The 13,224-nt window shown below is 70.7% G+C and carries 13 protein-coding genes; 8 read left to right on the top strand and 5 right to left on the bottom strand.

The window, feature by feature from the left end; translation table 11 throughout:
• Positions 1-11 precede the first annotated feature (11 nt).
• Positions 12-1,556 carry a hypothetical protein gene (locus OV208_RS26160; protein WP_267576624.1) on the top strand — a complete coding sequence of 515 codons (1,545 nt, stop codon included), beginning with the start codon at positions 12-14 and terminating at the stop codon, positions 1,554-1,556.
• 64 nt (positions 1,557-1,620) lie between these two features.
• On the opposite strand, the gene OV208_RS26155 is transcribed toward OV208_RS26160, so the two are convergent.
• The gene (locus OV208_RS26155; RefSeq protein ID WP_267576623.1) at positions 1,621-2,475 is read right to left on the bottom strand and encodes a class I SAM-dependent methyltransferase; all 855 of its coding nucleotides are present in this window, start codon (positions 2,473-2,475) and stop codon (positions 1,621-1,623) included.
• A gap of 188 nt (positions 2,476-2,663) precedes the next feature.
• On the opposite strand from OV208_RS26155, the gene OV208_RS26150 reads away from it, so the two are divergent.
• Both OV208_RS26150 and OV208_RS26145 read left to right on the top strand, forming a co-directional pair.
• Positions 2,664-3,860, top strand: coding sequence for an FG-GAP repeat domain-containing protein (locus OV208_RS26150; protein WP_267576622.1), 1,197 nt, complete (start codon positions 2,664-2,666; stop codon positions 3,858-3,860).
• A gap of 95 nt (positions 3,861-3,955) precedes the next feature.
• Positions 3,956-4,543: a prolyl hydroxylase family protein gene (locus OV208_RS26145; RefSeq protein WP_267576621.1), complete on the top strand. Its 588-nt coding sequence runs from the start codon at positions 3,956-3,958 to the stop codon at positions 4,541-4,543.
• An 18-nt stretch (positions 4,544-4,561) separates the two neighbouring features.
• On the opposite strand, the gene OV208_RS26140 is transcribed toward OV208_RS26145, so the two are convergent.
• A complete protein-coding gene (locus tag OV208_RS26140) occupies positions 4,562-4,858 on the bottom strand; it encodes a hypothetical protein (RefSeq protein ID WP_267576620.1) in 297 nt (98 codons plus the stop codon).
• A gap of 224 nt (positions 4,859-5,082) precedes the next feature.
• Between OV208_RS26140 and OV208_RS26135 the strand changes: the two genes are divergently transcribed.
• On the top strand, positions 5,083-6,282 hold the full coding sequence (locus tag OV208_RS26135; protein ID WP_267576619.1) for a bifunctional methionine sulfoxide reductase B/A protein: 1,200 nt from the start codon (positions 5,083-5,085) through the stop codon (positions 6,280-6,282).
• Positions 6,283-6,333: 51 nt separating this feature from the next.
• Here the strand turns inward: OV208_RS26135 and OV208_RS26130 are convergent, their stop codons facing one another.
• Positions 6,334-7,596 (bottom strand): saccharopine dehydrogenase family protein, encoded by a 1,263-nt coding sequence (locus OV208_RS26130; protein WP_267576618.1) that lies wholly within the window; start codon positions 7,594-7,596, stop codon positions 6,334-6,336.
• A gap of 272 nt (positions 7,597-7,868) precedes the next feature.
• Entirely contained in the window at positions 7,869-8,240 is a 372-nt protein-coding gene (locus OV208_RS26125) for a DUF2256 and DUF3253 domain-containing protein (protein WP_267576617.1), read from the bottom strand.
• Between the two features lie 139 nt (positions 8,241-8,379).
• Between OV208_RS26125 and OV208_RS26120 the strand changes: the two genes are divergently transcribed.
• The 4 genes from OV208_RS26120 (at position 8,380) to OV208_RS26105 (ending at position 12,044) form a co-directional block, all read left to right on the top strand.
• Positions 8,380-8,766, top strand: a complete 387-nt coding sequence (locus OV208_RS26120) for a BlaI/MecI/CopY family transcriptional regulator (protein ID WP_267576616.1) — start codon at positions 8,380-8,382, stop codon at positions 8,764-8,766.
• Complete coding sequence (locus OV208_RS26115; protein ID WP_267576615.1) at positions 8,763-10,616, top strand: M56 family metallopeptidase; 1,854 nt, start codon at positions 8,763-8,765, stop codon at positions 10,614-10,616. The genes OV208_RS26120 and OV208_RS26115 overlap by 4 nt, the downstream gene beginning before the upstream one ends.
• Positions 10,617-10,706: 90 nt before the next feature.
• A complete protein-coding gene (locus OV208_RS26110) occupies positions 10,707-11,597 on the top strand; it encodes a 4-hydroxy-3-methylbut-2-enyl diphosphate reductase (protein ID WP_267576614.1) in 891 nt (296 codons plus the stop codon).
• Between the two features lie 102 nt (positions 11,598-11,699).
• Positions 11,700-12,044 (top strand): DUF3703 domain-containing protein, encoded by a 345-nt coding sequence (locus OV208_RS26105; protein WP_267576613.1) that lies wholly within the window; start codon positions 11,700-11,702, stop codon positions 12,042-12,044.
• Positions 12,045-12,155: 111 nt separating this feature from the next.
• On the opposite strand, the gene OV208_RS26100 is transcribed toward OV208_RS26105, so the two are convergent.
• Positions 12,156-12,959 carry a HEAT repeat domain-containing protein gene (locus tag OV208_RS26100; protein WP_267576612.1) on the bottom strand — a complete coding sequence of 268 codons (804 nt, stop codon included), beginning with the start codon at positions 12,957-12,959 and terminating at the stop codon, positions 12,156-12,158.
• Positions 12,960-13,224: the final 265 nt, after the last annotated feature.

The raw sequence follows: 13,224 nt of genomic DNA, 5'->3' as shown, positions 1-13,224 counted from the left end.
GAACCCCGTCCATGACCCTCAAACACACCGGTCGGTTGTCGCGTCGGGAGATGCTGCGCGCGCTGTCGCTCTGCGCGGCGGGCTCCGCCACCCTGGGCCCCCTCCTCTCCGGCTGCCGCGAATCACTCCAGACGCCCGAGGCGCAGGAGAAGCTGGGCCGCGAGCGAGACACGCTCGACGGCAAGCCGAAGTTCCTCATCGTCATCGGGGCGGCGGGCGGCGCGTCCATCGTGGACAGCTTCCTCGCCGTGCGTCAGTCCGAGTGCGCCAACGCGGGCGCGCTCAACACCTTCCCGGACGCGCAGGTGCAGTCCGTGGCGGGCAGCCCCTTCCGCGCGGTGAAGTACAACAACAGCCGCCTGGGCAGCATCCCCATCCCGGTCAACACCGACCAGCTGGCGTTCGTGAAGAAGCACATGAACGACATGCTGGTGGCCACGTCCGTGGGCACGTCGGTGAACCACAACATCGCCCAGAAGCGCTCGCTCACCGGCAACGCCGCCTGGCGGGGCCGCACGCTCCAGGAGGCCGTCGCGCTCCAGTGGGGTGCCAGCATGCCGCTGCCCAACGTCAACATGGGCACCGGCGGCTACTCCGAGCGCGGCACCGACGCGGACCTGCCCCTGGCCTGCTTCGGGGAGACCGTGGTCAACCCGTCGCTTTGGCCCCTGGGCCTGGACGGCTCGCGCGGCATCGCCAACGCGCCGTCGAAGGACGTCATCGCGCTCGCGCGCTCCACGCGCAACGCCCTGGATGAGCGGTCCATCTTCGGCCGCACCTTCCAGGAAAGCGCGGCGCTGAAGCGCTGGAACGAACAGCGCAGCGTGCAGCAGCCAAAGCTGGAGGGCATGGACCTCATCACCCGGCTCAACATCGTACCCAACCTGCCGCCGCAGCTTCCGCTGGCGCAGTACGGGCTGGAAAGCTCGCCGGACGGGCCTCGGCTGCGCGCGGCCTTCCCCGCGTTCTTCACCGACCCGGTGGAGGGCCAGGCGGCGCTCGCGTTCCTGTTGCTCAAGTACCGCGTGTCCGTGTCGGTGACGCTGGGGCCCGACTTCAACGTCGCGGTGGGCGGGCCCAACGGCATCGCCAACCCGCCGCTCGCGTTCGACATCAGCCACAACGACCACCGGGGTGGGCAGGCCTTCATGTGGGCGCGCATCCTGGGCGCGGTGGATTCGCTCATCGGCCTGCTCAAGTCGGAGCCGTTCGATGCGGCGACGGGCGAGTCCATGTGGGACCGCACGATGATCTACGTGGCCACGGACTTCGGCCGCACCCGCCCGCGCCCCACCAACGCCACAGAGTTCGGTTCGGGCCACGACCTCAACAACGGCTTCCTGCTCCTGTCCCCCATGGTGAAGGGCAACACCGTCCTGGGCGGCATGGACCCGAACACCACGCTCACCTACGGCTTCGACGCGCGCACCGGGCAAGCACAGCCGGGCAAGATGACGTCCAACGAACCGGACATCTTCTCCGGCGTCCTCACCGCCATGGGCGCGGACCTGGGAGGCAGCGCCCTGCCGGACGCGAGCGCCTTCAAGCGCGCCTGAGCTTGGAATCCGGCAGCGCCCTGGCAGCGGGGCGCTGCCTCCAGATCCCGCTCAAGCCTTCCCGTCACGGAAGCCCCGAGCCCGGCAGCCTCGCCCACAACACCGTGGCGTTGGGCCGGGCGGGCTCCGGGGTGATGCCCAGCTTCTTGAAGTCCTGTGAGTAGCGCGACCCCTTGAGAACCACCGCCCGTCGCGCCACCCGCCGGGCCTCCTCCACCGTGGCGCGCGTCAGCGGCGAGTAGTCCGCGTGGCGGCGCAGCGTCTCGAACGCGACCGAGGACTTGCGCTCGCGCTCGAACATCGGGTCGAAGAGCACCACGTCGAACGCACCCTCCGGAAGCGCGCGCAGCGCTTCAGCCGCATCCGCATGCACCACCTCCACCGCGCACGCGGCCGGATGGCGCGGCAGGCCCGCGAGCCCGTGGTGGACCAGCAGATAGAGCGCCGGACTCTTCTCCAATGCGGTGACGCGCCCTGAAGGCCCCACCAGCCGCGCGGCCACCTGCGCATCCGCGCCCAGGCCCAGCGTGCAGTCCAACACGCGCTCCCCTTCGCGCAGTTCTGCGATGCGCAGCAACATGTCCTCCGGCACGCCCGCGTCCAGTTGCTTCACGCGCAGGTGCGCGAGCCCCGGCGAGAAGCGCAGCGCACCCTGTGCGTCCACCAGGGACACCGCGGAGGACTCGAAGACGACGAGCGCGTCCGCCATGTCGGTGAGCAGCTTCTTCAAGGGCAGCTTGTGGTGACGCTCCACATACGGCACCCCCACCGACTCCGCCGCCTCACGCGCACGCTGTGCGAGCACCCCGTCCACCCGGTCCGACGTGGTGACCACCAGCGCGTGGCGGAAGGACGACCCATGGGGTTCGGACGACGGCTCGGACGACGACACGGAGGGAGGCTCGGACGAAGCGGGCATGGCGGAGCGTGGAGACTACCCCGCGCGTGCGGGCCGTCTTCCGTCTGTCACCCGCTCGGCACCACCCCTCCCTCCAGGGGCATGGTCCCGCATGGTGTCGCGCCTTAAGTCTTGCACCACGAACTGGGATGTCACGGAAAACATGTTCGTACGGCCTTGCAGGTTCAAGGCGCAGAGGGGGACATGACATGCGACACCACCGGATGGCCCATGCTGGCGTGCTGCTGTTCAGCGTGACGGGGCTGCTGAGCATGGGGCTGACGCGCGCGGTGCCGGACGCCACCCCTGCGCTCCGGCCCGTGCTCGACCCGCCGTTGGCGTCGCCCACGGGGACGGGGCCGCGCGCGCTGGCGCTGGGAGACTTCGACGCGGATGGCCGCATGGACGTCCTCACGGCCAACCACCGCGAGGGCAACGTGTCGCTGCTGCGGGGCCTGGGGGATGGGACGTTCGCGGCGCCGGTGGACACGGCCACGGGCCTCATGCCCACTGGCGTCGCCGTGGGCGACTTCAACGGCGACGGGCGCCTGGACGCGGTCACCAGCAACTTCGTCGGCACCGTGTCGGTGCTGCTCGGCCGGGGAGACGGGACGTTCACGCCCCGGAGCGACCTCGCGGTGGACCGTGAACCCTCCTCCGTCGGCGTCGGCGACTTCAATGGCGATGGCCTGCTGGACGTCGTCACCTCCAACGCCCTCTCCGACTCCGTGTCGGTGCTGCTGAATCACGGCGACGGGACGTTCGCACCTCGGAAGGATGCCCCCACCGGGACGGGGCCCTTCATGGTGGCGGTGGGCGACTTCAACCAGGACGGGAAGGCGGACCTCGTCACCGCCAACTTCGTGGACACGGTGTCGGTGCTGCTCGGCCACGGAGATGGGAGGTTCGCGTCCCGCGTGGACTTCCGCACCGGCAACTCGCCCTATTCGGTCGCGGTGGCGGACGTGAACGGCGACGGCGCCCTGGACCTCGTCACCTCGAACTTCCTGGACCGCAGCGTGTCCATCCTGCGCGGCACCGGCACCGGCACGTTCCAGCCCCGCATGGACTTCCACGTGGAGGGTGGGCCGTATTCCGTCGCGCCCCTGGACTTCGACGGGGACGGGAAGCTGGACCTCGTCACCGCGAACTTCTTCGAGGACACCGTGTCCCTCCTGCCGGGCCGGGGCGACGGCACCTTCGGCGCGGACACCCGCTTCGCCACGGGGGACGGGCCCTATGCGGTCGCGGTGGGCCGCATCAACAACGACGCGAAGCCGGACCTCGTGACGCCAAACGCGCGGGGCCGCGATATTTCCGCGCTGCTGGGTGCCGCCACCCCGAGCGTGTCAGTGGACCTCACCGAAGCCCCGAAGCCCGCCATGCCCGGACCGAGCCCCGAGTAGCGCGTCCCGACAGGACACGGGGGGCACGAGGACCACCGTTTCGGGCATCATGGGCCGCGAGTGCGCCCCGTCACCCCGAGCCTTCGGAGGTCCCCATGCTGAACATCCTGCCGAACCCGGAGGAGGAGCTCGACGAGCGCAACCCGCTCCTCGTCACCGTCGAGCACCTGCTCAGCGCCGACGAGTGCCGCGCGCTGATTGAACGCATCGAGAGCGTGGGTCCGACGGCGGCGCCCATCACCACGTCGTCGGGCTTCGTGATGCGCCCCGACATCCGCAACAACACCCGGGCGATGTTCGACGACGTCGCACTGGCCACGACCTTGTTCGAACGCATCGCGCCCCACGTGCCGCGCCGCCTGGAGCGCGAGTGGGAGTCCTGCGGGACGAACGAGCGACTGCGCTGCTATCGCTACGACGTGGGCCAGTACTTCGCACCGCACTATGACGGCGCCTTCGTGCGCCACCGTGACGAGCGAAGCCTGCTCACCTTCATGGTCTACCTGAATGACGGCATGCACGGAGGCGCGACGAACTTCTTCTCGCTCGGGCACTCCGTGACGCCGAGCATGGGCACCGCCCTGCTCTTCAACCACCACCTGCTGCACGAAGGCGCGGAGGTCACCGAAGGCCGCAAGTACGCGCTGCGCACCGACCTCATGTACCGGCGCATGAGCGCGTGACGAAGCGCCCGCCTCCGGCTACCGGGAGCCCTTCAGCTTCGACCACATCAGGCCGACGAAGGTGTCGGGGGCCGGCTCCGCGCGCATCAACTCCGCGTCCTCGTGGCCGCGAACGGGCGGCGGAAGGGCCCGGGGCACCACGGGCAGCGGCAGCGGCTCCGACCAGGTGAGCCCCTGCGCATGGCGCTCCATCACCTCCGCGAACGAGCGCCGGGGCGTGGTGCTGGAGGAGATGGCCGCGGTGCTCTCCACCCGCTGGAGCGCCCGGATTCGCAGGACGACGCTGGCGCCCTCGGCCCGCGAGATGCCCGTCACCCGTCCGATTGGACCTCTCGGTCCGCGTCCCTCGCCCATCGGCTTGCCTCCCGTTGCTGGCCAAACGTAGCGCCGGCCTGCCTTCCCGGCCACTGCCCGGGCCTGCGGAAGGGCGCGGGAAGGCCCGGTTGCCCCTAGGACTCGACAATCCCTGAAACCGCACCTGGGGGTCCCGCGTACCAGGGAGGAGCGCCCACCCCGGGCGCGCCCGGAGGCCCGAGTCCATGTCGTCCGCCCCAACCATCTCCCCCCTCGCCCGCCGCGCCCCGTCGTCGGTGGCGCGCCGGCTGTGGCCCGTGGCGCTGGTCCTGTTCGCGGCGTTGAGTGCGTGCACCGAGGCCCGCGGCGCTGCGTCGGGCAGCACCCCTACCGGCTCCGTTGAGTCCGCGCAGGTGAAGGACGGCCGCAAGTACACGAAGCCGTCCGACGAGGACTTGCGGCGCACCCTGTCGCCGACCGTCTATCAGGTGACCCAGAAGGAAGGCACCGAGCCGCCCTTCCGCAACGCCTACTGGAACAATCACGAGGAAGGGCTCTACGTGGACGTGGTCAGCGGCGAGCCCCTGTTCTCCTCGCGCGACAAGTTCGAGTCCGGCACCGGCTGGCCCAGCTTCACCCGCCCGCTGGCGAAGGAGCACGTGGTGGAGAAGCGCGACAGCAGCCTGGGCATGGTGCGCGTGGAGGTGCGCTCCAAGGACGGGGACTCCCACCTGGGCCACGTCTTCGAGGACGGGCCCAAGCCCACCGGCCTGCGCTACTGCATCAATTCCGCGTCGCTGCGCTTCATCCCCGTGAATGAGCTGGCCGCGAAGGGCTACGGCGCGTGGCTGCCGACCTTCGGACGCGCGGCCCCGGGCGAACCCCAGGGCACTTTGGCTCCCGCCGCTGGCGCTGTGGTGCTGGCGAGTACGAAGGCCCCGACGGAGGCCACCACGGAGACGGCGTACCTGGCGGGCGGGTGCTTCTGGGGCATGGAGGACCTGCTGCGGAAGATCCCCGGCGTCATTGAAACGGAGGTCGGCTACACGGGCGGCGCGAAGACGTCCGACCACCCCACGTACGAGGACGTGCACCTGGGAACGACGGGCCACGCGGAGGCGGTGCGCGTCGTCTTCAACCCGAAGCTGCTGACGTACGAAGGGCTGCTGGAGAAGTGGTTCTTCCGCATGCACGACCCGACGACGCTCAACCGCCAGGGCAACGACGTGGGCACGCAGTACCGCTCCGCCCTCTTCTACTTGTCGGACGCGCAGAAGAAGACGGCCGAGGCGGTGAAGGCGCGCGTCAACGCGTCGGGCAAGTGGCCCCGCCCCGTCGTCACGCAGATTGCCCCCGCGGGCGAGTGGACCCCCGCCGAGGGCTACCACCAGGACTACCTGGTGAAGAACCCGGGCGGCTACACCTGCCACTACCTGCGCGACTGAAGGCAGCGCGGCCAGGCCCCTCGCGCATGAAGGCGAGGGGCACCAGGGGCGTCACGCCGTGCGGTCGTGGACCTCGAAGGTCATCCCTGCCTTGCGCAGACGTTCCACTAGCACCATGCCCATGGCGGACGCGGGCGTGAGGACGCCGCCCCGCTTGGGCAACGTGTCAAAGGCAAGGCACAGCGCGGACTCCGCGAGCATGCGCGACGTCGCCGCGTAGCCCGGGTCGCCCTTGGAGGCCACCTTGCCCTCCACCTTCACGCGCTGGCCGCTCTTGGGCGACAGGCCTTCCCCGAGCATCCGCACCTCGAAGCGGCCGCTCTCTTGAATCTTGGCGGACGGCCCCTGTCCGGGAGCAGGCAGCACGTGCTTCTCCAGCAGGCCGCGCACCGCGTCCACGCCCGTGGCGGCCATGAAGACTCCCAGCCCCGCGGTGGTGGACGCGGCCAGCGCGAGCCCCTTGGCGCCGGGCCCGAAGTCGGTGACCTCCGCGTAGAAGAAGTCGCGGCCCCAGGGGAAGCCCAGCAGCGCGTTGGAGCGGCGTACGACGCGCGTGTTGACGGAGGCCATCAAGAACGGCGCCGTCCACCCACCCGTCTCCGGGCTCTTGCGCACGGTCATCTGGTCGCGCTCCTCCTTCGTGCCCCGACCGGGCTCCGGATCCAACGCGTGGGCGCTCGTCAGCACGCGGCGCAGCGCTGGCTCCGCCTTCACCGCGTCGAACATGTCCATCATGCTGGCGACGGTGCCGCCGCTGAAACCGCCGCGCATGCGCGTCAGGTGGTAGCGCACCTGGTCGCAGTGGCCGCCGTGCCGCTCGCGCATGTAGTCCTGGACCATGAGGACGCCCAGGTCGGAGGGGATGGAGTCGAAGCCGCACGTGTGGACGATGCGCGCCCCGGTCTCCCGTGCCTGGGTGTCGTGCGCGTCGATCATCTTGCGCATCCAGTGCACTTCACCGGTCAGGTCGCAGTAGTCCGTGCCCGCGCGGACGCAGGCGGCCACCAGCTCGCTGCCGTAGCGGTTGTAGGGCCCCACCGTGGAGATGACGACGCGCGTGCGCGCCACCAGCGCATCCAGCGAGGCGGCGTCCTTCGCATCCGCGATGACGACCGGCAGGGAAGCGCACGCGGGATTCAGCCCGGCCAGCTCCGCTCGGACCTTCTCCAGGCGGCCCGCGTCCCGTCCCGCGAGGGCCCACTTCGCGCCGTGCGCGTCCTGCGAACGGGCCAGGTACTCCGCCACCAGTCGGCCGGTGAACCCCGTGGCACCCCACAGGACGATGTCGAACTCGGTCTTCTTCTCGCGGGCCATGAAGTCTCCTAGTACCGGAAGTCCGCCGCCACGGTGGCCGGGCACAGGCCAGAGGTGGAGCGCCCGGGCCACGTCATCGTGACGCGGGTACGAAGCTGCGACAGCGGCACCGGCGGCGACAAGGTGTACGCGTCGTTGAAGAGATACCAACCCCAGGCAATGTCCGGCAGGACAGGGGGGACCTCGCGTAGTCGGCCCTCCAGGTGAGCGCAAGCAGGATTGCGGGACGGCGGGGCCTCCTGTGCCTTACGCCACACCGACGACGCCCGGCGTCACGAACGCAATCGCAGACGGATGGGACCGCGCGCGGTGGAGGGGTCCACCACCCGGCCGCCCTGGACGATGTCCAGCACCCCGCGCGCGACGAGCCTGCGCGCCGCCTCGCGCACGGGCTCCATCCGGGCGCGCCAGTCTCCCTCCCCCACCGCGCGGGCGACCTCGGAGGGGCACACGGTGGCCCCGCCCGCCCGCAGGGCCAGCAGCTCCAGGATGAGCGCCTCCAGCGGGGAATCACGCGCCTGGGTCCGCCTCCCACGGCACGCATCCGAGCAGTACCGGACCTCCTCCCAGTCGCGAGCCCACTTCTTGCGCCAGGTGATGGCGCGGCCACAGACGGCACAGGGCTTGGAGGGAGGAGTCGCCATGTGCCCTGTCCGATGCCGGCCCCCACGTCGGGTTTCAACCGCGGGCGACGGGGCGCATCCGCGAACTACGAAGACCTTCGTTGACACCTACGAAATCATTCGTATATCTAGTCCGTAGGGATGAAGGAGTGAGGGAGCCATGAGCCGAGCGAAGCTGCCACGCCCCACGGATGCGGAGCTGGCCATCCTGCGGGTGTTGTGGGACCGGGGCGCCAGCACGGTGCGCGAGGTGCACGAGACGCTCCAGGACGGGAGCGGCTACACCACGGTGCTGAAGACGATGCAGATCATGACGGAGAAGGGGCTGGTGATGCGGGACGAGGCGCAGCGCGCGCACGTCTACAGCGCCCGCGTTCCGCGTGAGAACACGCAGCGACAGCTCGTCACCGACCTGGTGGACCGCGTGTTCGGCGGCTCCCCGGCGCGGCTGGCGTTGCAGGCCCTGTCCACGAAGAAGACGTCCCCGGAGGAGCTGGCGGAGCTGCGCCAGTTGCTGGACACACTGGAGAAGGAGTCGGAATCATGAACGGTCTCATCCTGGAGTCGGTGGGCTGGGCGCTGCTGCACCTGGTGTGGCAGGGCGTCCTCGTCGCGGCGGCGCTGGCCCTGGCGCTGCGGTGGGTGGGCAGTCGTTCGGCGAACCTGCGCTATGCGCTGGCGTGTGGCGCGCTGGGCATCATGCTCGCGCTGCCGGTGGCCACCGCGTGGCGGCACGTCGCGCGCACGCTGGAGGCGCGGGCGGCACGGACGACGGCGTTCGTCGAGCGGACCACCGCTCCGTCCATGAACACGGTGTCCTTCGTCCCGCGCACGGGCGCCGCGCCGTCGCGGGCGATGTCCCCTTCCGGGGCCGGGGCACGACCCCTGATGGAGCAGGTGTTCCAGCAGGTGGCGGAGCACCTGCCCTGGCTGGTGCTGGCGTGGGGCATGGGGGTGGCGGCCTCGTCGCTGCGGCTGTTGAAGGGCTGGATGCTGCTGCGACGGCAGGTCCACGAGGCCGTGCACGCGTCGTTGGAGTGGCAGGAGCGTCTGGAGGCGATGGCGCGGCGGCTGGGGCTCACGAGGCCGGTGCGTCTGCTGGTGTCGTCGAAGCTGGAGGTGCCGTCCACGATGGGCTGGCTGAAGCCCGTGGTGCTGCTCCCCGCCGCCACGCTCACGGGGCTCTCCGTGCGGGAGCTGGAGATGGTGTTGGCCCATGAGCTGGCGCACATCCGCCGGCACGACTTCGCGGTGAACGTGGTGCAGACCCTGGTGGAGACGCTGCTCTTCTACCACCCGGTCGTGTGGTGGATGTCCCAGGTCATCCGCGTGGAGCGGGAGAACTGCTGTGACGACCTCGCCGTGCGGCAGGGTCCTGGAGCGCTTCCCTATGCCCGTGCGCTCACCGCGCTGGAAGCGCTGCGGTCACAGGGGACGGGGGCAGGTGGTCCCGCCCTGTCCGCGCTGGGAGGTTCGCTGACGGACCGCGTGCGGCGGCTGGTGGTGGCGCCCGCGTCGCGGTGCTCGTCACGGCTGGCGGCGGGCGTCTCCATCGTCACGCTGGCCAGCAGCCTCGCGGTGGCGGTGCCCCTCACCGCGCTCGCCGTGCAGCCCGTGAAGGTGACGAGCGTGAAGGCCGCGCCCATCCTGGCCACCGACCGCGTCACACCGCGTGTCGTCGCCGCCCCCGCTCCGGTGGTCGCGCCGCTGCCCACCGTGGGCGCCGCGCCGTCCACACTGCCCCGTCCGGTCCTCGTCGCGGCGGCTCCCTCGCCCACGAAGGGGCCCACCGCCGGCGGGACGAAGCCCGGCGCGGTGAGCGCCGAAGCGAAGGAAGCACCGGAAGCGGATGATGCGACCACCCGCGTGGGCGAAGGCCCCCTCACGGTGGATCAGCTCGTCTCGCTGAAGGTCGCGGGCGTCACCCCGGAGGTCGTCTCGCAGGTCACCGCCATGGGCTACGCGCCCACGGTGGAGACGCTGGTCCAGTTCGGCCACGCGGGCATCACCCCGGAGTACGCGAAGGCCATGGCGGCCCGCTTCGGCAAGCCCATCCCCTCCGAGCTGCTGGTGGGCATGAAGCACCTCGGCGTCACCCCGGAGTGGCTGGAGCAGATGGCGGGCCTCGGCTTCGCGAAGACGGATCCGGAGCAGCTGCTCGCGGCGAAGGCCCTGGGTCTCGACGCGGCCTGGCTGAACGACCTGAAGTCCGCCGGCTTCGGGAACCTGGACCTGGACACCGCCGTGGAGCTGCGCGCCCTGGGCGTCACCTCCCAGTACATCCACGAGCTGGAAGCCGCGGGCCTGAAGCCCGCCAACGTGGACGAACTGCGGCGCCTGCGCACGGGCGGCGTCGACGCGGACTTCATCCGCCGCATGCGTCAGCCCCGGCAGTAACCCCTTCCCGCTTCACCCCACGGCCCACCCGCGCGCTCCCTTTCTTGAGCACGTGGGAGGGCCGTGCCTTGCCCGAAAGGAATCACCGTCATGACGACTCGCTTGTCGCAGTGGCTCACCGTGCTCGTGGTGCTCTTCGCCCTCCCCGTCCTCGCCAGTGACGTCCCGGAGTCCGGCGCCTGGGTCGGCACGGTGCGCGAGCAGGAGCTGCATCTCTCGCTGCACCCGAAGGACCGTCCCGATTCGCAGCACGGCTTCTCCGCGCCGCTCACCGCCTTCCAGGGGCTGTCCACGAAGGAAGGTAGCAGCGCCCCCTTCAAGCTGGTGCGCGAAGCGGGCACCTTCGCCTTCGAGGGCCGCTTCGGAACACAGCAGGGCACGGGCACCTGGCGCTTCACCCCTGACGCCACATACGCGAAGGCCCTGTCGGACCTGGGCATCCCCAAGCCGAACGCGCAGGAGCAACTCACGCTGGCCACGGTCGACGTGGGCCCCGCGCGCGCCAAGGCGCTGGCCGCCGCGGGCTACCGCTTGAGCTCGGTGGAGTACCTGCTCCAGGTGGGCATCTTCAACGTCACCCCGGAGTATGTGCGGGCGCTCGCCGCCGCCGGCTACCCCAAGCTGTCCCTGGACGAAGTCGTCCAGAGCCGCATCCACGGCGTGACGCCCGAGCGCATCCAGGCCCTGGCCGCCGCGGGCTACAAGGGCCTGGAGATGGAGACGCTCCTGTCCATGAGCATCCACGGCGTGACGCCGGAGTTCATCCGGGAGATGCGCGGCCTGGGCTTCAAGGACCTGAAGGGCGAAGAACTCGTGGGCCTGCGCATCCACGGCGTCACCCCCGCGTTCGTCCAGGAGATGCGCGGCCTGGGCTACACGAACGCCAGCGCGGACGACCTGATGCAACTGCGCATCCACGGCATCGACTCCGTGTTCGTCCGCTCCCTGTCGAAGGACGCCGGCACGCCGCGCAAGCCGTAGTCCGCCTCGGAGGGCCCAGGTGTAAGGTCCAGCGGGCGCGGGCGTCCTCTTCTCCAGAAGCCAGCCACGGGCCCCGCCGGGCCAGGAGCGACCGCCGTGTCCATGAGTCCCCACCTCCGAGGACATTTCGAACAGGAGCTGCTCCAGGCCCGGGAGGCCGAAGCGAGGCGCGAACCCGACGCCGCGTGGACGCACCTGGAGCGGGCCCACATCCTCAGTCAGGCCCACGTGCTGCCCCATCTGCGGGTCCACGGCGCGATGTCCGCCTTTGCCTGGCGTGAGCATGACTGGCGCGAACTCTTGGGCCAGCTGCCCCGACTCCTGCTCGCGGGGCCGGGTTCGCTCCTCGGTCGCGCGCCTCGGGGAAACACCGGCGGCGCGGACGTGGGCATCTTCACCCCGATGCCCATCCCCGAGGACCTCCAGCGCATCCTCCGCCAGGGGTGAGCGCACGCTGTCTTCCTAACAGAGGTCCCGCTGCCGTCCGCGCGCTCCACAACCCGCCCCCCAAGCGGATGCGGGTGGGCATGGCGGACTGCGTCGCTCCGAGCCAGGCCTTCAGGCCACCCGCTCCAGCGCGGCGAGGGCCTGGGCCAGCGTGCGGGTGAACGGGACGTCATCGTCCCGCCCTGCCCCACCGAGTGCTCGCAGCAAGGGGAGCAGCGACGCGTCGCCCAGGGCCCCGGCCGCGTCGATGAATTCGAGGCGGACGCGTGAGCGGCGCAGGGCCTTGCGCAAGGGCTCCAAGACCCGCGCGTCCTTGCGGCGCGCGAGCACCAGCACGGCCTCGGCGCGAATCGTCGGGCTCGCGTCGTCCAGGCGGCGCAGGAGCACCTCCCGGAGTTCGGGGGCGTCCGCCTCGTCCGGCAACCCGCGCAGGTGGACCATGGCGAGCCCCCGGACACCTTCGTCCGCGTCCCCCACGAACGACAGGAGCAGGGACGGCGGCTCGGACTCTGGCGCCTTCAAGAGCGCCAGGAGCACCGCGCCCCGGACCTTCGCGGACGGATGGTCCCTCAAGGGCGCGATGGCTCGCGGCACCCGCTCATCCCGGAGGTGGCCCAGGCCCAGGACCAGCGCCTGGAGCACCTGCGCGTCCGCTTCCTCCTGAAGCATCGGCAGCATCCGCTCCACGCAGCGCGGACGCACGTCGGAAGGCTGCGTCAACTGCGCCAGGATGTCCGCCCCGCGCACCCGCTCCTTGGGGCGGGGTGAGCGCAGCAGCGCACTGGCGGCCAGGAACACCGCCTCACCGCCGCGACGGTGCAGGGCATCAACGGCCTCCCACGCCTCGGAACTTTCGAGCTCGCCCCGCAGCGCCGCCGCGACCAGCGCCTCCACCGTCCGCCCGTCGTGCGTCATGCCGCGAGCCTCCAACAGCCCGGGGACGAGCGAAAGGCCCCCGCGTGGAGAGGTCGCTTCGTGCCGCGCTGCTCCTGCCAGACAGGACGGTCGTCGCACGTGGCGTACATCTCCGTGCGGAACGCGCCCCAAGCGCCCTTCACGATGGCCAGATTCACCGCGAGCAGCTTCTCCGGTGGGAAGTCGTTCTTCCATCCAGCCCTCCACCCCGGCGTACACTTCCGCTCCCCCTTCACTTTGCGCCCCCATGTCCCGCTTTTCGGTG

This window comes from Corallococcus sp. bb12-1 (assembly GCF_026626765.1).
GTDB classification, from domain to species: Bacteria; Myxococcota; Myxococcia; order Myxococcales; family Myxococcaceae; genus Corallococcus; species Corallococcus terminator.
Note: the sequence above shows the minus strand (reverse complement) of the source record. Positions and strands in the feature narration are given on the sequence as shown.